Origin of the sequence: Alteromonas salexigens (assembly GCF_025628895.1) — a bacterium.
Classification (GTDB): domain Bacteria; phylum Pseudomonadota; class Gammaproteobacteria; order Enterobacterales; family Alteromonadaceae; genus Alteromonas; species Alteromonas salexigens.
Window position 1 is genome coordinate 114,922 of the sequence record NZ_JAOTJC010000013.1, and the last position, 20,446, is coordinate 135,367.

Consider the following 20,446-nt stretch of genomic DNA (forward strand, 5'->3'; position numbering starts at 1 on the left):
TGCTTATAGGTGAGCCACGCGCTTGTAATTAATCCCGTGGCTGTTGATTGTTCTGATTTCGCTTACCTAATTGCACACCAAACTGTTGCACAAATTGTGCAATCACATCGGCTTGAGCTTCACTGAATACGCCATCCAAGCCGCCATCATGAATTTGTGTAAATGGCGCTTCATATAGCTGCTCGACTTGGATAGTGCCAAAGCGCACCAAGTGATTTTTCAGCAACGTAATAAAGCGCTGTTGTTTGCTATTTAAGTGGGTATGCACCTGCTGAACAAAATCGGTAAACGCCTGCTCGATGGCAGCTCTATCCATGCCCACGATGGTACGCAGGATCTTATCAAGTGATTCTGTCGACTCCGGGAAGAATTCTTTCAGCGTGTTCAGTTCAACGTTGGGGTTTTGCACATGAACCAGTGCGTTTAATTGCTCCAATTCGGCTTCTGTCACAGGTTCACCACTGCGAATTTTCTGGAGTACCGCATCGGTTTCAAACAGTGGCGTCAGCGTTTTTTCTACTTCACGACGAAAAATTTCGTAGTCGACCGAGACGATTTTGGCCTTGCGCTCCTGCACCTGAATGCCGTCGGCCTCCTCCGTTACATCGATAAAGACTTCTGGCCGAGGTTCATAGGTGTCCTTTTTACGCAGGTGAATAATACTGCGTAACGCTTTGCGACTTTCCTCTAGCTTGAAGAAAGTTAAATCCTGCCAATATTCATCCTGCTGAATATTATGTATTGCTGCCGCCTGTGCACGCACTTCATTCAAATGCATCTGCAACTTCGACACTTTGATTAGTAACGCCTGCTTGGCGACATCTATTTTGCTTTTATTGGTAAACAGCATGAGTTGTAACTGCGCCATTTCGTTGTCGAAACGCAGAGCTTCACCCAACCCCATTATGTTGCGCCATTGCATGAGTGGCGCAATCACTTCCTGTAATCGTGTTTTCGTTTGAGGAGCAAACGTCTTAAGGCGTTCTAAATCTTTACACACCTCGACATCCTGCCAGTTTTCCCGCACGCTAATCGTATTCATATCAAGCGCACAGATGTCTTCATAAATTAAGCCTATGACCTCTTCAAAAGCATCCATTTCAGCACGTTGTAGTAGAGTTTCAGCCAGCGCCAAACGGGTTTCAAAAACGCGCTGACATAATGACTTACTTTGACTGACATCGTCCTCATCCGGATCTTCATCGAAGTATTCAAAATTACCCCAGTGGTCAAAGATTAAGAAGTACGACTTATCCTGCCCCTCGCCATAAAGATTCGGGCACAGGCGTGTGCCACGGCCAATCATCTGCCAGAACTTAACTTTCGATTTGATCGGCTTGGCGAAAACCAGATTAACGACTTCGGGCACATCAATGCCCGTATCGAGCATATCGACTGAAATGGCAATACGAACGCTGCTTTCATCAGTCGATTTAAAGTCATCAATGAGCTCTTCCGCACGTTCATATTTTGAATGGATCACCCGGCAGAAATTATCTCCCATCTGAGGATAGAGCTCGGCAAACAGAGTCGACAGCAATTCTGCGTGGGCAATATTTCGGGCAAAGATAATGGACTTACCGGGCAGTTGGCCATCGGCATCTCGCTGCCCCTTTTCCATCAAATTGCGTAGGATATGACGGTTGGTGTCTTTGTTTTTTACCGCCTCGTCAATTTGGGATGCCTCAAAATCCAGCTCATTAGGATCAATGCCTTGGTCTTCCAGCTCCGCTATTTGCTCTTCGGTCAGCTTTTCTGACTTAATACCATCACGCAAAAACTGGGTGGTATACGACACCACTTTATACGGCACCAGATTACCGTCAGAGATTGCCAGTTTTAAAGGATAGTTGGCGGTAGGCTTTTTGTAGTCACAGCCAAACAGCTGACACGTTGACCGCGAGACCATTTCTACCGGTGTTGCGGTTAAGCCAACTTCCAGCGCATCGAAATATTTAAAGATATCGCCGTAAATGTTGTAAATAGAACGATGGGACTCATCGGCTACTATCAGGTCAAAGTAACCTACATCGTATTGCTGGAAGATACGCATCATGCCGGGATAGGTGGCAATGAACACACGGGCCCCAGCAGCAGCATCTTTTTTACTTTTTCCAACCACATAAAGCGGCTCGTTGGTGTGCTCATTGAACGCATTGCCCGCCTGCTTGCGAAGCTCTTTTCTGTCGCAAAGAAACAGCACGCGCTTCGCCCAACCTGCTTCCAGTAGGCGTTTGGCCAGTGCAATCGATACCCGCGTCTTGCCCGTACCTGTCGCCTGCACGACGAGTGCTCGACGGTGTTTGTCGGTAAAGCGCTCACATACCCGTGAGATGGACTCCATTTGATAGAGCCGTCCGGCGACATTCGTATCAATGGGAGTCCTATTTAAATCTTTTTTCAGTGAACGCTGCTTAATGAGGTATTGCAGGCTGCTTTTGGAGTAATATCCATATAGTGTTCTGCTGTTATAGCCCTGCGCATCATCGAGAATTCGGATATCATAACCGTTTGAATAGAAGATCACTGGGCGCTGGCCATGCTCTTTCTCTAGTGCATTTGCGTAAAGGATTGCTTGCTGACGACCTTTTTCCACTGACTCACGGGTACGTTTGGCTTCAATAAGCGCTAATGGTTTACCGTCATCATCCCAGAGCACATAGTCAACGTAGCCTATGCCAGTTTGCGTCGGTTGGCCAGAGACTTCAACTTCCTTACCAACTTCCTCAGTACAGCTATCATCAATAGATACGTCCCACCCTGCGGCGCGCAAATCCATATCGATAATACGCTTTCTCGTTTCGGCTTCATTGAAATCAAAACCAGACATCGATTCAAAGCCTACTTTTGCAGCATCAATTGCGCTCTGATCAATGGCCTGTTTTAGTTTTGCTGCTTCCTGTTGCGCAGCCAACTGTGCCTGTTCAGCCGCTTTGAGTTCATCTAACGCCTGTTGCAGCCGCGCTTCACTATCTTTTAGTTTAGCTTGTAGTTTCTTGTTCTCACGAGCAAACGTGGCATCAGACTGAGTTGCTGTTTTCTCACAGTCCGGTGCTTTGAACTCTGGTAAGTCTTCCCGTTTGCCACCACAAAAAGCGACGTAAAAATAACTGGAAACAAAGTAGCTCTCTTTGAGGATCCAAACCGCGTCCTGTTGACTAACTTTACCTTCGTGCGCTGCACGATTACCGCTTTTGCGTATCGCATGCAGTTTGTCTTGAATGGGCTTTGGGACAACACTTCGAAACTCATCTGCGGTGAGCTTATCCATGATGTTAGCATTGGGATAAACCGGCAGATTCAACTTGGCGTATATAACACCGACGAACTTTTCGATGAGACAACGCATTTTCACCAGCGCACTTTGAGGATCGCTGCACGCATAGTCTTCCGCAAATGCTGCGAGCTGGTGTAACTCAGGCCAAGGCTGTAAATGTTCAAAACTCATAGATTGCTTCATTCAGTAGTATCCCTGTTCTGGTATGAGCGAAATTGATGCCAAATTTGTTTTTCTGTGGATTCTCTCATTCAATTTTCAGACTTTTCATCCAGTTTTTTAACGTCTGTCGATTGCTGAGACTGAGCATTTCTGCCGTTCTAGTAAGATGATTTCCGGTAGCTTTTAACGCTGCCAGTATATATTTTTTCTTCGTGTTTTCAATAATTTGCTCTAACTCAACCTGCTGTCCAAACGCGAGATTTATTTGTGCATTATCGCTATGAGCCTCCCGTTTTATCATGGCTTTTTGAATATCTTCTGCTTCAATATTCGATTTTCCTGAAGTTATAAATACGCGATTCATCGTGTTCCAAAATTCACGAATATTGCCCGGCCACGGTTGACTTTCAACAAATTTAATTGCGCTTTCGGAAAGTTTTTTACGTTTATAATTGGGCTGTTTGCTACATGTATGGTTGATGGTTTGTTGAAACTCATCTATCAAAACCGGGATATCGTCGGCTCTTTCTCTCAATGCTGGAATTTGTATGATGCCAACTGCAAGGCGATAGAATAGATCTTCTCGAAACACACCGTCGATCATCATTTTTGTGAGATCTCTGTGTGTCGCACCGATGACCCTAACATCAACGCTGATTGTCTTATCATCGCCAACCCGGTTTATTTCACCTTGTTGTAGGGCTCGCAACAGTTTCACCTGCACGTCTGCACTTAATTCGCCGATTTCGTCCAGAAACAACGTTCCACCGTGGGCTTGTTCAAAGATCCCTTCTCTATCGGAGTTAGCGCCTGTAAACGCCCCTTTTATGTGACCGAACAGTATGGAATCGACTAATGTTTCGGGAATGGCTCCGCAATTTATAACCCTCAGAGGTTTGTCAGCACGCAAACTTGCCTGATGAATAGCTTTTGCCATGTTTTCTTTACCAGTACCGGTTTCACCCGTTATCAGTATTGGTACATCGCTTGCGGCCAAATTTTTGGCTTCTGCAATGGTTTCTTTCATTACTGCACTTTTGGCTGTGATTGCAGAGAAGGCTTTCCCTGTATTTGGTAGCTTTAAAGCTTTCGAAGCCGCATTCTTCGCAGCAGATTTTACATACTCTCGTCCGAAATCAAGTGGAATGACAGCTTCGGCTATGGTGTTATCCGGTGCAGATTGATAGAAGGAAGTATTATCTTTTCCCTTCCCCAGCAGCACACTGATAACTGCCATCGCTGGTGTACCAGATGAAATATTGATACACAGTGAATCGCTTTTTTCAGCTAATGGTGTGATCCACGATTCAGTAGCGACATGAATGCTCTCGTAGTCAATGGGACTTACTAACTCAACATTTTTGACCTGAAGACTCCCGCAGGATCTGTCGTTTTTATTAAGTAAATCAGACAACCACGAGTGATAAGCAAGTGTTTTGTCATGCCAGCTATTTGCGAGAATAATGATATTGTCGAATGCTGGCTCGTGCTTCAGCGCAATTGACGCAAGTGCAGCCAATTGTCCCTTTTGCATATTTTCGATATCAGCCTTACCGAGCCAACTTAGCAAAGTATTCATAGTGCTTTATTATCTTTTTACTGTGGAAATATATTTACATAAAGCAAATATTTTTGCGAACAATATTACTTGTGCACAATAATAAATCGTTAGAAAGCGACTAGTTATCAACATTGTTTTAGTTTGCGTGAGGCGCGTCACATTTTCAGATAATCATCCGGTTGATCGGCGAAAAGTAAGATATAAAAAAGGAGCGTGATGCGAGATTACATATTTTGTAATCAACTAAGATTTGAAATCAAACGTGGTGAGCCTTTATGACTGAAATGAGCTGTAACTCAATAATCAATATATGTGCAAAAGTCAGAGGAGATGAATTCTCATTGCCCTCCTTTTTCACGCCGATGCTACGCCGAGCTTCAAAAGATAATGATTTTTCCGAGTTGAATGCCAGCATCGAACATTACTCTTTAAACAGTAAAGTTTTAGGTGTATTGATCAACGATACCATTGATCATGGCTGCTACCGCACTCTTCGCTATGTAGTAAATGAGTGCTGCAAAAGCCCGATTTCAGAAGGAGTGTGGTTATCGTCAATCTCATCTCTGATCCTTAACAAGGAGCTACGTGCTCTAAAATTCTGTTTACAGTACTTTAAGCCTGAGAATTATGATGATGATGTCGTACAGGCTGAGCTAGAAATGGCGTTTTATAATTTTTATTGTCAGGAAACCAATAGCTTTTTACCTTCGGATATCGATAAATCTGTCGTCAGAGCCGTACTGCCACACTTTCCTAATCCCCTCTATGATCACCTGATTGATGCATTAGAAAGTATATGTGGCTATGATCTAATCGTTTACCTTCCCGCGTTCACTCAATTACCAGAGCATTTATTGCGCTCTTTTCTTACATATAAAAATGTAAGTCCGACAACATACTTGAATACACTGCCTATAGGTCACCCTCACGCATCACTTGCGTTGAAAATCTTCTTAGACAGCTTTCAGTCGAAAACGAGTGGCGATAACAAACTGTTCTGCACTAAATAGCTGGCTCTTTGCTTTTTATCAATAGGAATATACCGCTGACTAGTGAGATCCAAGCCTTGTCGTTCAGATTCAGCTAAAACCTCACTTAACGTTAATTGATCAGGCCTTAGATAGATGACGATATTCTTATTCTGTTCATGATATTCAAATTTCAAACGATCATTTTCAACTTGAGCAATGAATGACTCAGTATTTTCGGAGTTGCTATGAAAATGATGCTGAGAATCGCAATGCTGTGCACCTTGTATCTCAAAAAAGACGTCTAATAAACGAAAATGTATAAGCAAGTCAGCTCGAAGTGACCACTTTTTACTACGCCCCTTAGATAACGGTATCTCCAGTGCGCTAGCTAATGGATTTTTGTTATGGTCAAAACGCGAAGACAATATTGCATAAAGTCTTTTGCCACATTCGTCATAAACACGTGAACAGCTTACGATCGAGTCTTTCAATTCTGGATACGCTGTTATCAAAACTTGCGTGATGGTTAGACCCGGCATAGATGCCAGATAAGAAAGTTTGTAACGATTAAAGTCACTCTGCCCCAATAAAGATAACTTTTGAATTTTTGACAGCGGTGAATTTTTACCGAAAACTTGTTCGGTAAGCCAGTCAATAGCTTCTCTTGCTTTTTTACATTGGAGCTCGCCACACTCATCTCGCCAGTAAAAGTTCGGTACCCCTCCTATGAACTGAAAAACCTTGAAATTTTGTTCTGGGAATAACTCAATACATAGTTGAGCAAAAGGAGTATTACGATTTCTAGAGCACGCGGAAGAGATAGATCCATTATTTAATTGGGCATCTAATTGCTTCAATGAAAGCTCAGGGAGAGCTGTGATTGGCTTTCCCATATTTTGCAATGCAGCAACAATTCTCTCTCGAATAAACTCAGGAGAGTCCCATGCATTATTAGGTGCAACGTGTGTCTCAAATTCTTTTTCACCAAAGTAAAGACACATTTTGGATACACTGTTACCAAACTTGTCCATCAGCTTCACCCCGAACCAATCTTTCCTTAATGAATCAGTATTCGGCCACTTGTTATCAATACCAAGTCTGATCTTCATTTTTGTAAACAGATCAAGTGCAACTTCTGGTTGTTTTTCAAAAAAATTATTCGGTAAGGAACTAACCCGCTCGTAATTAATTTCTCCAAGAATTGAGGATTTAAGTTCTGTTGTATGTAGGATTGCACTGGGCAACAGAGTTTTTATTACTGGATCATTCCGCAGCTGCGATTGAGTTAGCTGTTCAATTGAGCATTCATTTACTTCTGCGCATTGAAACAATAACTGTGCTGCTCGCCCACAGCTCAGAAGAAACGATTTTCTTGTTCGCGGTGACAAACAGTGCACAACCTCTTCATTAATGCCCAACGCCAAAAACGCTTTAGAATAATTGTCACTCTTCGACTCAGCAAGCCTGCGTATCTGGTGTCGACTCAACCCAAATTTACTAGCCAGTTGCTTCAAATCCGGTAAATTGAAATTTGCTTTTATGTGGTGAATTACATCGAAAAAGCTACAGTCTCTGAGATCTGCAATTGTTGATACTGTTTGGAGCTTGGTAAATACAGCCATTGTCTAGTTCCGTAATTCTTTCAACGAAGTACGGACTACGAAGACAAATCAAGTGCCTCTCATACTTTTTGTGCGTGATAAGCTCAGTATAGCTGGAGATCCAAAAAGCTATTACGAGACACCGAGTTTATCCAATCCTCACCGTATTTATTTCTACATATACACTAGCTTGACTTTGAGGCAATACAGTTTAAAACTTGTTAGTACACACGGTGAGTACACAAATTTGATATGGTAATGAGCTGTTATTGCGAGCCAACAAGTTTCAGTTGTAACGTATTGAATTTTAGAGCTTTTGAGGTAAGGAATTGGTCGGTGTGAGAGGATTTGAACCTCCGACCCCTGACACCCCATGACAGTGCGCTACCAGGCTGCGCTACACACCGACCGAAAGAGCGGACAAGTGTACTCATTTTTTCCGTTAATGCAACGCGAAACACGTAAAAAACTGCGCCGTCGAATCTGTTTGTCTGAATAATCATCAAGTGCATGGAAATTGGCAGTTGGCAGCCTTTCTAAAGGCTAGCTCAGAGTACAGTTGTGCTTCTGTGTGTTACCGATAAGCTTGAAAATACAGAACATGATGCCGTAAGTAACACAAAGAACTATACCGCCCGCTTTACAGCTCATGGCTTTATCCCCCTTGTGCGTAGGGACACATCGAACCCCACATGGAATCGACGACATGACATCATTTAAAATCTTGGTCTTGCTAAGTGGTTTTCTTATCAGCGTTGGGTTAGGCGGTCTGCTGATGTACGCAACCGCTTTGTACCTGCCTGAACTCAACGTTTGGCAAGAGCTGCTGTGCTATACGGCCATCGGTGCTGGCGTAGGCGCTGGCGCGTACCGATTATGCATTAAGCCCGCGCTGAGCCAGGACAGCGCGCAAACAGAATAGCCCACCGGCTAGGGGGCTGCCGCCACAATCAGCTTTATGAATCTGAGCTTATGCGGCTTGCCACAGCGCCGTCCTGCCCTCGGTACTTGGCATCCAGCCGGACACTGTAAGGTTTTTCAGCAGGGCGCGATAACAGCTCAAAACTTAGCGCCCCTATTTTCATAAGCGGCTTTAACGCCAGCGGCAGTTTACCGCTGTTAAAAAACTCGAGCACAATATTGCCAGACCAGCCCGGATCAATACGGTGAGCGGTTACATGCACCATCAGGCCCAGCCGGGCTAACGATGAACGACCGTCAAGCCAGCCTACAATATTGTCAGGTAGCGTGACCGATTCATGGGTGATCGCCAGCGCCAGTTCGCCGGGATGTAAGAAAAACGACTTATCTTCCGGTAACACAATTTCATCGCTCATTACGGTTTCCAGTGCCTGTTGCACTTGTGCTTTCGGGCCGCTCAAATCGATATAAGGGGCCTGGTGATCTTCGAACACCCGAAACTTATTACCCAGGCGAATATCCACGGTCACCCCGCTTATCTGGTCGTAGCTGGGCGTGGGCGAAATGCCTATTTTCCCTTCCTGTAAATACTCGTATATATCGCGATCACTTAAGCGCATATGTTGTCCTGAAACGTAAAAGTCCACGGTGAGCAGACACAATAAAACCGAAACCTGGCGCTATACTACACCGGCTTGAAGCTAATAGGGTCACCTTTCACGTGTTGTTCATTTTCGGTGGCCGGTTGGCTTAATGCCAGCTGCATAGAAAGCGCTCGCGCGGCCTCACAAAATGTATTGGTTAACGGGTCATCCGGTTGTGCAGACACCAACGGTTCGCCACTATCGGCATAAGCACGCAATCGGGTTGCCAGCGGTAGCGCGGCTAACAGTGGCAGGCCATACCGGTCCGCCAGCGCCTCCCCGCCCGCTTCACTGAAAATTGTGTCTTTATGACCGCAGGCCGTGCATTCGTAATAGCTCATATTTTCGATTAACCCCAATACCGGCACGTTCACCTTATTGAACATAGTGATGCCTTTCTGGGCGTCGGCCACCGCCAGATCCTGCGGCGTAGTCACCACCACCGCGCCGCAAAGCGGCACCTGCTGAGCCATGGTCAGCTGAATATCACCGGTACCGGGGGGCATATCGACGATCAGGTAATCGAGTACCGGCCACAGCGTTTCGTCCAGCAGCTGTTTGAGGGCGCGACTGGCCATAGGCCCACGCCACACAGCCGCGTCTTCCTGTGGCACCAGATAACCAATAGAGTTGGCCACAATGCCATAGGCCTCCAGCGGCTGCATATGCTTATTATCGCTACTGGAAGGAGACGCATCCGGGTTACCCAGCATAATCGGTATTGAAGGCCCGTAAATATCCGCATCCAAAATGCCTACCCGGGCGCCCTCCTGGCGGAGCGCCAATGCCAGGTTCACGGCAGTAGTAGACTTACCTACCCCGCCCTTACCCGACGCTACAGCAATAATATTTTTAATATTGCGGATGGGCGGTTGCTTAGTATGGGCACTTTGAATGTGCTGGGTCACCGTAACGTCTACCCGGTGCCCACTCGCCTGTAAGGCATCTTCTACATAATGGGCAATGGTGAGGTGCTGACTGGTGGCACAGAAAGGCAGTGTGATAGCTAAACTGTCTTTTTCCAGCTTACACCAGCGCTCGGTTTCGTTAGGCTCCAGGCTGAAATAATCGGCCAGTGCCTGACTTGCTGCCTGCGTGATTTTGTCACCCTTACGGGAAAAAAACATAAATTGCCCTTATTTGCGACTTCATGTTGAATTACGTAATGCAAAAATAGCGGTTTTCCGCTAGTATTTGCTCCCATTTTTCAACGCGAAGATTTAAGTTAACCGTCATTATGTCAGAAAACACTTTGTCCACCGCAGCGACAGGCGAAACTAACCAGCGCCGTATTCTGGTAACCAGTGCGTTACCTTACGCGAACGGCTCTATTCACCTGGGTCATTTGCTTGAACACATCCAAACCGATATTTGGACGCGCTTCCAGCGTCTGCGCGGCAACGAGTGCTACAGTGTCTGTGCTGACGATGCCCACGGTACGCCGGTTATGCTCAAAGCTCAGGAGCTGGGCATAACACCAGAAGAAATGGTGGCCAGAACCCGTGCCGAACACCATCAGGACCTGCTGGACTTTCATGTTGAGTATGACAACTATTATGTGACCCACTCGCCTGAAAACAAGGCTATTTGCGAAGAGATTTATCATCGTCTGGATGATGCCGGGTATATTTCCAAGCGCGTCATTAATCAATTATACGATCCGCAGAAGGAAATGTTCCTGCCTGATCGCTTTGTGAAAGGCACCTGTCCGAGCTGTGGCGCAGAAGATCAGAACGGCGACAGCTGTGATGTGTGCGGCGCAACCTACAGCCCTACTGAAGTAAAAGAACCGCGCAGCGTGGTATCAGGAGCAACCCCAGTACTGAAAGAGTCAGAGCACTTCTTTTTCGACCTGCCCCAGTTTGAAGGCATGCTGAAAGACTGGATCCGTTCAGGCGCACTGCAAGAGGAAATGGCCAACAAGCTGCAGGAATGGTTTGAAGAAGGGCTTCAGCAGTGGGACATCAGTCGCGATGCGCCCTACTTCGGCTTTGAAATTCCCGGTGCGCCCAACAAATTCTTTTATGTATGGGTAGACGCCCCGGTTGGCTATATGGCCAGCTTTAAAAACTATTGCGACCAGCACAACGTGGACTTCGACAGCTTCTGGAAAGCGGATTCAGATGCTGAGCTTTATCACTTTATTGGTAAAGACATCACTTACTTCCACTGTCTGTTCTGGCCCGCCATGCTCGAAGGTGCCGGCTACCGCAAGCCCACCGGAGTGAACATTCATGGTTTTGTTACCGTAAATGGCGCCAAAATGTCGAAGTCGCGGGGCACCTTTATTAAAGGCCGTACTTATCTGGATCACCTGAACCCTGAGTACCTGCGGTATTACTTCGCCTCAAAACTTGGGGACGGAGTTACCGATATTGACCTGAATTTCACTGACTTCGCGCAGAAAGTAAATTCAGATTTGGTGGGCAAAGTAGTCAATATCGCCAGTCGCTGTGCGGGTTTCATTACCAAACGTTTTGACGGTAAGTTATCTGACAATATCCTCGAGCCAGCCCTGCTCAAGGAGTTCCAGGATGCCTCTGACAGCATTGCCAACCTTTATGAGCGCCGCCGTTACCACCAGGCTATTCGCGAAATCATGACGCTGGCAGATAAAGCGAACCAGTTCATTGATGCCAATGCGCCCTGGGTGACTATCAAAGAAGAAGGCAAAGAAGCCTTTACCCATGATGTATGCTCAATGGGTATTAACATGTTCCGCATGTTAGTGGTGTATCTGAAGCCGGTACTGCCCATTCTGGCCGATAAAGCCGAAGCCTTTTTGAACGACAGTCTGACCTGGTCGTCCACGCAGTCTGCGCTTACCGGCCACGCAATCAATAAATTTAAGCCCATGATGCAACGGGTCGAAATGGAGAAAATAGACGCTATGGTAGACGCATCTAAAGAAAGCCTGGCAGCGGCTGAGCCTGCTATCAACCCAGACAGTCCGCTGGCGAAAGATCCTATCAGTGAAGAGATCACCTTTGATGACTTCGCTAAGGTAGACTTACGTATTGCCCGCATCGCGAAAGCGGAACATGTAGACGGTGCCGACAAACTATTGCGCCTGGAGCTGGACTTAGGCGGTGAAACCCGTCAGGTCTTCGCCGGTATCAAGTCAGCCTATGCGCCAGAAGCGCTGGAAGGCAAGCATACGGTAATGGTAGCCAACCTGGCCCCGCGTAAAATGCGCTTTGGGTTATCTGAGGGTATGGTACTGGCCGCCGGCCCTGGTGGTGAAGACTTGTATATTATGGAGCCGCACGAAGGCGCCAAGCCTGGCATGCGGGTAAAATAATCGCTGCGTGTGCAGTAGAATATAAAAATAGCGCCTTAAGGCGCTATTTTTTTACCTGTAGTTCGGTTAACCGTGTTCGTGCCCATCATCTGAGGTCATACGATTGCTACCCTGCATGCTGGCGCCCACCGGCGCAAACTGCGGTTTCAGTTTTTTCACTTTGGGTTTGATAGCCGTCATGGGCATCACCCGCTTGCGCGCCAGAATGACGTACACTGAACTGCACCAGGGCAGATAGCGCGTCAGCCAGGCCTGCAATTTAGGCTTGTCGCGAAAGGTATAATTTAAAAAAAGCATAGAAAACAACACGTGTCGCTGCTCGACAATTTCAAAGCCCAGCAACTGCAACCAGTCCTTGATTCGTCCACTGGTAAAAAACCGCGCATCGTGGAGTACGTTGCCCCGTTTAAGTGGCAGATATTTACCCAGCCAGGTCAGGCTGAAAGGGTTAAAGCCGCTGATAATCACATAACCACTTTGGGTAATTGCCCTATCCACCTCCCTTAAAATCTGGTGAGGATCCTGCGCAAAATCCAGCTCATGAGCCAGTAAAAAGCCGTCAATGCTGTTTTCGGTAAAGGGCAACGCGTGGGAGCGGCCAAGCAACGAGGAGTTCTCCCCCGGTGTGGGCGTCAGATTGATGTGATGACGGATAGAGCAGGATGGGAGCGCCAGCTGCGTACTAAGATGCCCCAGCCGCACAAAGTGATAGCCAAATATACGCTGCGTAAGTTCGTCACATACGTCCTCGATGGCGCTTTTTACCAGCCTGGAGGCCGGTAGCGCGTCCCAGTTTTGTGGGTAACGCGGCTGTTTATTCAGAAATGCGGATCTCATGAAGATGCTGTCTGATCCATTTAGTTGCCCTGCCGCTAACAAGTTTTTATAGTATCCCATTACACCCTTTTCACAAGCAGGTGCGCAATGACCAATCACACTATGCCACAGGATCTGACGATTTACCCTATTCCTGCCTTCACCGACAATTATATTTGGTGTCTGCACGATGGGACGAACGCCGTCGTCGTCGACCCGGGCGATGCTCAGCCGGTAATGGCGTATCTAAACGAGCACAGTCTGACGCTGTCGGCGATATTAATTACCCATCACCATCACGACCATACCGGCGGTATTGCGCGGCTGGTGACAGCGAACCCCAGCGTGCCGGTGATCGGCCCCCGGGGCAATCATATCCGAGGGATCACCAAAAGCGTGGCGCAGGGTGACACAGTACATCTGCCGGTATTATCACTGACGTTTTCTGTCATCGAAACGCCTGGCCACACCCTTGATCACATTGCGTTTTACGGCCACGGTGCGCTGTTTTGTGGCGATACACTGTTCGCCGCGGGCTGCGGACGGCTGTTCGAGGGCGCGCCGGAACAGATGTTGCACTCGCTGAACAAATTAAAGCGGTTGCCGGAAGACACAAAGGTGTACTGTACTCATGAATATACCCAGGCAAATGTGGCATTTGCCAAAGCGGTCGATACGGACAACCCACAACTACAGGCTTACTCTGACTGGGTAGATACTCAGCGTGAGCAAGCGTTACCCACGCTCCCCAGCACCATAAAAACTCAGCTGGATGTGAACCCGTTTTTACGTAGTCACCGTGATGACATTCAGGCATCACTGGCGCGTCACTGGGGGGAAACACCAGCAAATGACATTGCAGCCTTTGCCGCGGTCAGGCGCTGGAAAGATGAGTTTTGATGCAAAACAGGCGATTAATCCGTACAATGCGGGGTTTGCGATTCACAAAACGAGGTGTCTTCATAATGAAAACGCAGTTGTCCGTACTGACGTCACTGGTCGCAATTTCTTTTCTATCCGGCTGTCAGTCCACGTCTGAACAAACCCAGACTTCCTCTCAACCCAATACGCACGCGTCGACACCTTGTGAAGTTGCGCATACTGATATTCAGGATGCAAGTGACTGCGAAGTGGCAACAGAAGGCGTCATTGAGGTTATTCATCCTGAAGAAGATATCGCGGCTGACATCGAAGTTAAGGCTGCCGAGCAGGCCGATGTTGAAGTTGCAGTGACCGATGTCTGGGATCGTATTGCTAATCAGCTAAACCTGCCTATTCCTGAGGACCGCCGGGTGGCGGTACAGAAAAACTGGTATCTGAAACACCCGGCGTATATGGCCCGGGTAGTAAAACGGGCTAAACCGTTTCTGTATTACATTGTGGAAGAAATCGAAAAGCGCGATATGCCACTGGAGCTGGCCCTGCTGCCTATCGTAGAAAGTGCGTTCGACCCGTTCGCTTACTCCCATGGCCGTGCAGCCGGTATGTGGCAGTTTATTCCAGGCACCGCTAAGCGTTTCGGCATTCAGCAGTCGTGGTGGTACGACGGCCGCCGGGATGTGATTGCTTCTACCCAGGGCGCATTGGATTACCTGACCTACCTGAATAAATATTTTGACGGTAACTGGCTACACGCACTGGCCGCATACAACAGTGGTGAAGGCCGGGTGGCCCGGGCCATTAAGCGTAATGCCAAAGCAGGCAAGCCCACCGATTTCTGGTCGCTTGGCCTGCCCCGTGAAACCCGCGCTTACGTGCCTAAATTGCTGGCACTGGCCGACATACTTAAAAATAAAGACGACTATGCGTTTACCTGGCCGGAAGTGGAAAATGTAGCGGTGATCGAACTGGTGGATATTGGTTCTCAGGTCGACCTGGCATTCGCCGCTGATCTGGCAGGCATGTCGCTGAAAAATCTGCATGCACTGAATCCCGGCTATAATCGCTGGGCCACCGACCCGGACGGCCCGCACCGCCTGGTGTTGCCAAAAGAAAAAGCCGCCGAATTCGTTACTGCGCTGGCAAAAGTGGACAAAACTGAACGTCTTAACTGGGTACGCCACCAGATACGCGCCGGCGACAGCCTGGGCAAACTGGCGAATGAATATCACACCACCGTGGGTATCATTAAGCAAATTAATAACCTGAAGTCCAACACCATCCGCGCAGGCGACTTTGTAATGGTCCCGGTCGCCCTGAAAGAGCTGGATGCGTATTCACTGTCTCAGGACCAGCGCCTGACGTCACTCCAAGATAAAAAACGGGCGGACTATAAGCTTACCCACAAAGTGGTCTCAGGCGATACTCTGTGGGACATCGCCCGCAAGTATGATGTAAGTACCCGTTCGCTGGCCAAATGGAACGGCATGGCGCCTAAAGACACCCTGCGGCCGGGTCAGAAGCTGGCAATATGGATAAATAAGGCCAGCAAAAAACAAGAAAGTGATGCCATTCTTAAAACCCTGACCTACACGGTTAAGCGGGGCGACTCATTGTCACGCATTGCTAATAAATTTAACCTGAAAGTCAGTGACATCACTAAATGGAACGATCTCAGTGCAAAGCGTTATCTGCAACCGGGTCAGAAACTCACTTTGCACGTAGATGTCACGCGACTCAAAAATATAGGATAAGGCATTATGTTAAGGATTAACCGGGAAAACCTGCGTAACAGTCACGAAACCCCCTGGTTAATCCTTGATTTGGTAATGCTGGGGTTGCTGCTGGTAAACCTCATCTGGCTGATTTTCGATGCCCTGTACGCTACCGAGTTTGTATTTTCCTGGCTGGCAACGTACTTCCCCGCCTTTACCGATGCATACGACCCCATTCACCACAATTTCATTTTGGTGGATCTGGTGTTCATTGCCATCTTCTTCACCGAATTCTGTTTTCGCTGGATTGTCTCGGTGGTGCGCAAGGAACACCTGCGCTGGTATTTTTTCCCGTTCCTGCACTGGTACGATATTGTTGGTTTGATCCCGCTGGGCGCTACCCGCATTTTCCGTTTTCTACGCATTTTCTCTATCTTGCACCGGCTGCATAAATTCCAGATTATCGATTTAAACCAAACCGCTATTTTTCGCTTTTTCCGGTTCTATTACGAGGTGTTTGTGGAAGAGCTCAGCGATCGCATCGTAGTGAAGATACTCAGTGATGCGCAAAAGGATATTTCTGCTGGTTCGCCACTGGTTGACGACATTTCCCGCCAGGTCCTGGCACCCCGCCGCCCTATCCTTACACAGTGGCTGGCGGGTGTGATGAACCATTTCGGCCAGTCCATCAGCGACAATCAGCACGGTGAAGCCATTCGTGAGCATGTGCGAAAATGTGTCGGCAAAGCGGTAAAAAATAACGCGCAGGTGTCCACTTTGCATTATGTGCCGGTGGTGGGAAAAACTATTGAGAATACGCTGGAGTCTGCAGTCACAGACATTGTTACCGCATCTATGATAAACCTGCTGTCTGATCTTGAGGCCGACCAGATAGACCGGTTTGTGGAGGCCGGTCTGCACGACTATACGCCTACTACAGACGAACTGGACAAAGAGGTTTTGCAAGTGATCAACGAATGTCTGGAACTGGTGAAAGCCCACGTGGCGCAGCAGCGCTGGAAAGCCGAGTTGGCCGCGCAGGAGTCTACCCTCCCGATGTCTGACATTACCACCAAACCTGGTGATCACCCGGATGTGAACAATGACAAGCCCAGAGCTTAAAGTCCCGCCGTTGTTGCTGCTGGCCATCGCCATGGCTGGCGTACTGACTTGCCACCTTGTGTGGCCTATGCAATGGCCATCATTGGTCACGATTGTGGGTATACTGCTCAGCGCACTGGGGCTGATATGCTGTGTGGCCGGCGTGGTGGCATTTCGCCGCCATGCGACGACTGTTGATCCCCGTTATCCGGAAAACACCGGCACCTTAGTCACGGGCGGTATTTACGGGTACTCACGTAACCCCATGTATTTAGGTTTTGCACTAATTCTGGTGGGCTGGAGCGCGTATCTTAGCACCCCATTCAGTCTGCTCTGGCTAGTGCTTTTCGTCACTTACCTGCAACGCTTCCAAATTTACCCTGAAGAACGCCAGATGCGGATCCTGTTTGGGCAGCAGTTCGAAAATTATTGCCGCCAAACACGTCGCTGGCTGGGACGGAAAAATTAGTTCAGATGCTGGTAAGGCGCGGTGCCCGCACAACCCAGCGGCTGCCAGTCGGCTACTCTGGGGTTGATAATGCCCAGCCGGATATAAGTGTCTTTAATCTCACCACCTTCACGCAGCTTTTTAAGCCCGTCCTCTAAAGCTTTCTGCAAGGCCTCACTCTGTGGGGTTTGTTTACTCACCAGGAAATGCGTAGAGTCAGGAAAGACCAGCTTAAAACCGGCTACCGGGACTAATGGCTGCTCAAAGGGGTCTCGCTCGAAGTCTTCCTTGCCGCTGAATGTCAGCGGCAGTAATTCACCCCGCCCACGGGATAGCATTTTAAACATGTTTTCGTACAGGCCCACATGCAACAGCCTGAGGCCAGCACATTGCAGCAAAGCCCAGTCCATATGCCAGTTTTCATTGGTCAGAGTAATTGCGTTGCGAATGGTGTCCAGACTCGTGAAGTTGGGAGCCAGCTGACGGGTGGTATACAGCCCTTTCTCGAACTCATTTTCACGGAACAAGGGCGCACTGAGGTGGATATCTTCAGCTTCCACCTCATTTACCCAAATCCCTACCATGGAAGCATGCAAAAGCCCGGATTTAACCGCATCAATTATACGGCTGTTTACCGGTAAGCCCGAAATCTGTAGCTCGTAGCTTATCCCTGACGCCTTGAGTGCATTACAAAATATCAGATATTCGGCAAGAATCTGGTTTTCGTTAAGTGCGGCTTCACCTAGCGCCGGACAACCGTGAAGCTTTATAAAGCGCTTAATGGCAGGCACATGGTCTTCATATGTGCCGACCCGAAACACTGTGTCCTTCGCAGTTGCCCCGTAACTAAACAGGGTCGCTACCATCAACAACCACAACTTCATGTCACTTTCTCGCTGTCAGTTAAGACTTCACTTACCAGCATGAATTGCGCCCGGGCAACAACCCTGGGCATACCGGTTTTACTGCCGCCGCCAGGTGGTGCCCTGCGGTCCGTCTTCCAATACAATGCCTTTGGCCGTGAGTGCGTCACGGGCCGCGTCTGCGGCTGCCCAATCCTTGGCTGCCCGGGCATCATTACGCTGCGTTATCAACGCTTCAATTTCTGCCGCGTCATCATCGCTGCCGGACTGAAGATACGTATCCGGGTCAGACTGCAATACCCCTAAAATGCCGCCAAGTTGTTTAAGCACACCAGCCAGGTTGCCAGCTTCCTCAGCATTATCTTTTTGCTTATTCAGCTCACGGGCCAAATCGAACAATACCGAAAACGCTTCCGGCACATTCAGATCATCGTTCATGGCTTGCTCAAACCGGGCCAGATAACCGCCGTGACTAAGCTCTACGTCAGGGTTAACTGTTACGCCGCGAAGGGCAGTATATAACCGCTCCAGAGCAGATTTAGCCTGCGTCAGATTGTCCTGAGAATAGCTCAGCTGGCTACGATAGTGCGCTGACATCAAAAAGAAGCGTAAAGACTCGGCGTCATGGTCTTTAAGCACGTCACGCAGGGTAAAAAAGTTACCCAAGGACTTAGACATTTTCTCGTCGTTTACCTGCACCATGCCCGTGTGCATCCAGACATTCACATAAGGGGTGTCGAACGCGCAGCACGATTGCGCCACTTCGTTTTCATGGTGAGGAAAGATTAAGTCAGAGCCGCCACCGTGAATATCGAAATGCGGGCCCAGGTGTTTACGGTTCATCGCTGAACACTCGATGTGCCAGCCGGGGCGTCCCTGCCCCCACGGCGATTCCCAGGCAGGCTCACCGGGCTTGGTGGTTTTCCACAGCACAAAATCAAGGGGATCGTCCTTGCCGGCCGCCACTTCTACCCGTGCCCCAGCCTGCAGCTGGTCGAGATCCTGCTTACTCAGCTTGCCGTAATCCGGGAATGTCGATACATCAAACAGCACATCACCACTGCTTGCCTGATAGGCAAAGCCTTTGTCTATCAGCGTGGTAATAACCTCAATGATTTCGTCCATGTGGCCGGTCACGGTAGGCTCGGTATCAGGCTCAAGCAGATTTATCGCCGCAAAGTCTTCATGCATCATGGCAATTGTGCGCTGCGTAAGCGAATCTACAGACTCATTGTTTTCCTGGGCCCGGGCAATGATTTTGTCATCGACGTCGGTAATATTGCGGACGTAATTTACATCGTAGCCAAGGTGGCGCAGATAACGTACCAGAATATCAAAACTCAGGTAGGTTCTGGCATGCCCCATATGACACACGTCGTACACGGTAATACCGCACACATACAAGCCCACTTTCCCTTCTTCCAGAGGCACAAACTGTGCTTTTTCACGGGTTCGGGTATTGTACAGGTGAAGCATGGGCAGAATTTCCTTGATGAACGTCAAAAAACGCAAAGTGTAGCATTGCCGGGCGTCCAGTCACAGCCTTTGTTGGCAACTGTCACCACGGGATGGTTTTCTCTTTCTGCAGATTAGGCTACCATTGATCTGATTCTATTTTTGCCATTGTAGGAAATGAGACAAGATGGTTACATTTAAAACAAATTACGGTGACATTACACTGGAACTGTTTGCTGACAAAGCGCCAGTTACCGTTGAAAACTTCCTGAGCTACGTAAAAGAAGGCTTTTACGACGGAACGATTTTTCACCGGGTAATTGACGGTTTTATGATTCAGGGCGGCGGTTTTACCGAAGACATGGGTCAGAAAGACACCAAAGCGCCTATCAAAAACGAAGCGAACAGCGGTGTGAGCAATGAAAAAGGCACCATTGCAATGGCGCGCACCAATGATCCTCACTCTGCCACGGCGCAGTTTTTTATTAATGTAAAAGACAACGATTTTCTTAACTTTACCAGCGAGTCGGTGAACGGCTGGGGTTATTGTGCATTCGGTAAAGTGACCGAAGGCATGGATGTGGTTGAAAAAATCAAAGATGTTAAAACAGGGTCCCACGGCTTCCACCAGGATGTTCCGGTTGAGCCTGTCATCATCGAAAAGGCGGTTATCGCTGACGCGTAAACACTGCTATGGGCACGTGCTCCGCGTGCCCTTTATCTTCTCTAAA

General features: G+C 48.2%; 16 protein-coding genes and 1 tRNA gene. 8 read left to right on the forward strand and 9 right to left on the reverse strand.

Features of this window, described 5'->3' with window-relative positions; genetic code table 11:
• Positions 1-28: 28 nt before the first annotated feature.
• Both OCL06_RS15000 and OCL06_RS15005 read right to left on the reverse strand, forming a co-directional pair.
• Entirely contained in the window at positions 29-3,460 is a 3,432-nt protein-coding gene (locus tag OCL06_RS15000) for a DEAD/DEAH box helicase family protein (protein ID WP_262996012.1), read from the reverse strand.
• Positions 3,461-3,524: 64 nt separating this feature from the next.
• Positions 3,525-5,018, reverse strand: a complete 1,494-nt coding sequence (locus OCL06_RS15005) for a sigma-54 interaction domain-containing protein (protein WP_262996014.1) — start codon at positions 5,016-5,018, stop codon at positions 3,525-3,527.
• A gap of 257 nt (positions 5,019-5,275) precedes the next feature.
• Here OCL06_RS15005 and OCL06_RS15010 point away from each other — a divergent pair, with 257 nt between their 5' ends.
• Positions 5,276-6,010, forward strand: a complete 735-nt coding sequence (locus OCL06_RS15010; RefSeq protein ID WP_262996016.1) for a hypothetical protein — start codon at positions 5,276-5,278, stop codon at positions 6,008-6,010.
• Here the strand turns inward: OCL06_RS15010 and OCL06_RS15015 are convergent.
• Both OCL06_RS15015 and OCL06_RS15020 read right to left on the reverse strand, forming a co-directional pair.
• On the reverse strand, positions 5,965-7,593 hold the full coding sequence (locus tag OCL06_RS15015) for a hypothetical protein (RefSeq protein WP_262996018.1): 1,629 nt from the start codon (positions 7,591-7,593) through the stop codon (positions 5,965-5,967). The genes OCL06_RS15010 and OCL06_RS15015 overlap by 46 nt on opposite strands.
• A gap of 309 nt (positions 7,594-7,902) precedes the next feature.
• Positions 7,903-7,979, reverse strand: a tRNA-Pro gene (locus OCL06_RS15020).
• 299 nt (positions 7,980-8,278) lie between these two features.
• Here OCL06_RS15020 and OCL06_RS15025 point away from each other — a divergent pair.
• On the forward strand, positions 8,279-8,494 hold the full coding sequence (locus OCL06_RS15025; protein ID WP_262996020.1) for a hypothetical protein: 216 nt from the start codon (positions 8,279-8,281) through the stop codon (positions 8,492-8,494).
• A gap of 34 nt (positions 8,495-8,528) precedes the next feature.
• On the opposite strand, the gene dcd is transcribed toward OCL06_RS15025, so the two are convergent.
• Both dcd and apbC read right to left on the reverse strand, forming a co-directional pair.
• Entirely contained in the window at positions 8,529-9,113 is a 585-nt protein-coding gene (dcd, locus tag OCL06_RS15030) for a dCTP deaminase (protein ID WP_262996022.1), read from the reverse strand.
• A 65-nt stretch (positions 9,114-9,178) separates the two neighbouring features.
• Entirely contained in the window at positions 9,179-10,264 is a 1,086-nt protein-coding gene (gene apbC / locus OCL06_RS15035) for an iron-sulfur cluster carrier protein ApbC (protein ID WP_262996024.1), read from the reverse strand.
• Between the two features lie 110 nt (positions 10,265-10,374).
• On the opposite strand from apbC, the gene metG reads away from it, so the two are divergent.
• Positions 10,375-12,438: a methionine--tRNA ligase gene (gene metG, locus OCL06_RS15040; RefSeq protein ID WP_262996026.1), complete on the forward strand. Its 2,064-nt coding sequence runs from the start codon at positions 10,375-10,377 to the stop codon at positions 12,436-12,438.
• 66 nt (positions 12,439-12,504) lie between these two features.
• Here metG and OCL06_RS15045 read toward each other — a convergent pair whose 3' ends face one another.
• Complete coding sequence (locus tag OCL06_RS15045; protein WP_262996028.1) at positions 12,505-13,275, reverse strand: methyltransferase domain-containing protein; 771 nt, start codon at positions 13,273-13,275, stop codon at positions 12,505-12,507.
• 87 nt (positions 13,276-13,362) lie between these two features.
• On the opposite strand from OCL06_RS15045, the gene gloB reads away from it, so the two are divergent.
• The 4 genes from gloB (at position 13,363) to OCL06_RS15065 (ending at position 17,418) form a co-directional block, all read left to right on the forward strand.
• Positions 13,363-14,154 carry a hydroxyacylglutathione hydrolase gene (gene gloB / locus OCL06_RS15050; protein ID WP_262996030.1) on the forward strand — a complete coding sequence of 264 codons (792 nt, stop codon included), beginning with the start codon at positions 13,363-13,365 and terminating at the stop codon, positions 14,152-14,154.
• Positions 14,155-14,219: 65 nt separating this feature from the next.
• The gene (locus tag OCL06_RS15055; RefSeq protein ID WP_262996032.1) at positions 14,220-15,887 is read left to right on the forward strand and encodes a lytic transglycosylase; all 1,668 of its coding nucleotides are present in this window, start codon (positions 14,220-14,222) and stop codon (positions 15,885-15,887) included.
• A 6-nt stretch (positions 15,888-15,893) separates the two neighbouring features.
• Positions 15,894-16,970, forward strand: coding sequence for an ion transporter (locus OCL06_RS15060; protein ID WP_262996034.1), 1,077 nt, complete (start codon positions 15,894-15,896; stop codon positions 16,968-16,970).
• Complete coding sequence (locus OCL06_RS15065) at positions 16,951-17,418, forward strand: methyltransferase family protein (protein WP_262996036.1); 468 nt, start codon at positions 16,951-16,953, stop codon at positions 17,416-17,418. Before OCL06_RS15060 ends, OCL06_RS15065 begins: the two co-directional genes overlap by 20 nt.
• Here the strand turns inward: OCL06_RS15065 and OCL06_RS15070 are convergent.
• The gene (locus OCL06_RS15070; protein WP_262996038.1) at positions 17,415-18,281 is read right to left on the reverse strand and encodes a transporter substrate-binding domain-containing protein; all 867 of its coding nucleotides are present in this window, start codon (positions 18,279-18,281) and stop codon (positions 17,415-17,417) included. The two genes, OCL06_RS15065 and OCL06_RS15070, sit on opposite strands and share 4 nt — an antisense overlap.
• Positions 18,282-18,359: 78 nt before the next feature.
• Positions 18,360-19,736 (reverse strand): cysteine--tRNA ligase, encoded by a 1,377-nt coding sequence (cysS, locus tag OCL06_RS15075; protein ID WP_262996040.1) that lies wholly within the window; start codon positions 19,734-19,736, stop codon positions 18,360-18,362.
• Positions 19,737-19,902: 166 nt separating this feature from the next.
• Here cysS and OCL06_RS15080 point away from each other — a divergent pair, with 166 nt between their 5' ends.
• Positions 19,903-20,400 carry a peptidylprolyl isomerase gene (locus tag OCL06_RS15080; RefSeq protein WP_262996042.1) on the forward strand — a complete coding sequence of 166 codons (498 nt, stop codon included), beginning with the start codon at positions 19,903-19,905 and terminating at the stop codon, positions 20,398-20,400.
• Positions 20,401-20,446: the final 46 nt, after the last annotated feature.

What these genes read in the sequence shown, in the direction of transcription:
- OCL06_RS15000 (WP_262996012.1), bottom strand. Translation starts at nt 3,460, where the DNA reads ATGAAGCAATCTATGAGTTTTGAACATTTACAGCCTTGGCCTGAGTTA.
- OCL06_RS15005 (WP_262996014.1), bottom strand. Translation starts at nt 5,018, where the DNA reads ATGAATACTTTGCTAAGTTGGCTCGGTAAGGCTGATATCGAAAATATG.
- OCL06_RS15010 (WP_262996016.1), top strand. Translation starts at nt 5,276, where the DNA reads ATGACTGAAATGAGCTGTAACTCAATAATCAATATATGTGCAAAAGTC.
- OCL06_RS15015 (WP_262996018.1), bottom strand. Translation starts at nt 7,593, where the DNA reads ATGGCTGTATTTACCAAGCTCCAAACAGTATCAACAATTGCAGATCTC.
- OCL06_RS15025 (WP_262996020.1), top strand. Translation starts at nt 8,279, where the DNA reads ATGACATCATTTAAAATCTTGGTCTTGCTAAGTGGTTTTCTTATCAGC.
- dcd (WP_262996022.1), bottom strand. Translation starts at nt 9,113, where the DNA reads ATGCGCTTAAGTGATCGCGATATATACGAGTATTTACAGGAAGGGAAA.
- apbC (WP_262996024.1), bottom strand. Translation starts at nt 10,264, where the DNA reads ATGTTTTTTTCCCGTAAGGGTGACAAAATCACGCAGGCAGCAAGTCAG.
- metG (WP_262996026.1), top strand. Translation starts at nt 10,375, where the DNA reads ATGTCAGAAAACACTTTGTCCACCGCAGCGACAGGCGAAACTAACCAG.
- OCL06_RS15045 (WP_262996028.1), bottom strand. Translation starts at nt 13,275, where the DNA reads ATGAGATCCGCATTTCTGAATAAACAGCCGCGTTACCCACAAAACTGG.
- gloB (WP_262996030.1), top strand. Translation starts at nt 13,363, where the DNA reads ATGACCAATCACACTATGCCACAGGATCTGACGATTTACCCTATTCCT.
- OCL06_RS15055 (WP_262996032.1), top strand. Translation starts at nt 14,220, where the DNA reads ATGAAAACGCAGTTGTCCGTACTGACGTCACTGGTCGCAATTTCTTTT.
- OCL06_RS15060 (WP_262996034.1), top strand. Translation starts at nt 15,894, where the DNA reads ATGTTAAGGATTAACCGGGAAAACCTGCGTAACAGTCACGAAACCCCC.
- OCL06_RS15065 (WP_262996036.1), top strand. Translation starts at nt 16,951, where the DNA reads ATGACAAGCCCAGAGCTTAAAGTCCCGCCGTTGTTGCTGCTGGCCATC.
- OCL06_RS15070 (WP_262996038.1), bottom strand. Translation starts at nt 18,281, where the DNA reads ATGAAGTTGTGGTTGTTGATGGTAGCGACCCTGTTTAGTTACGGGGCA.
- cysS (WP_262996040.1), bottom strand. Translation starts at nt 19,736, where the DNA reads ATGCTTCACCTGTACAATACCCGAACCCGTGAAAAAGCACAGTTTGTG.
- OCL06_RS15080 (WP_262996042.1), top strand. Translation starts at nt 19,903, where the DNA reads ATGGTTACATTTAAAACAAATTACGGTGACATTACACTGGAACTGTTT.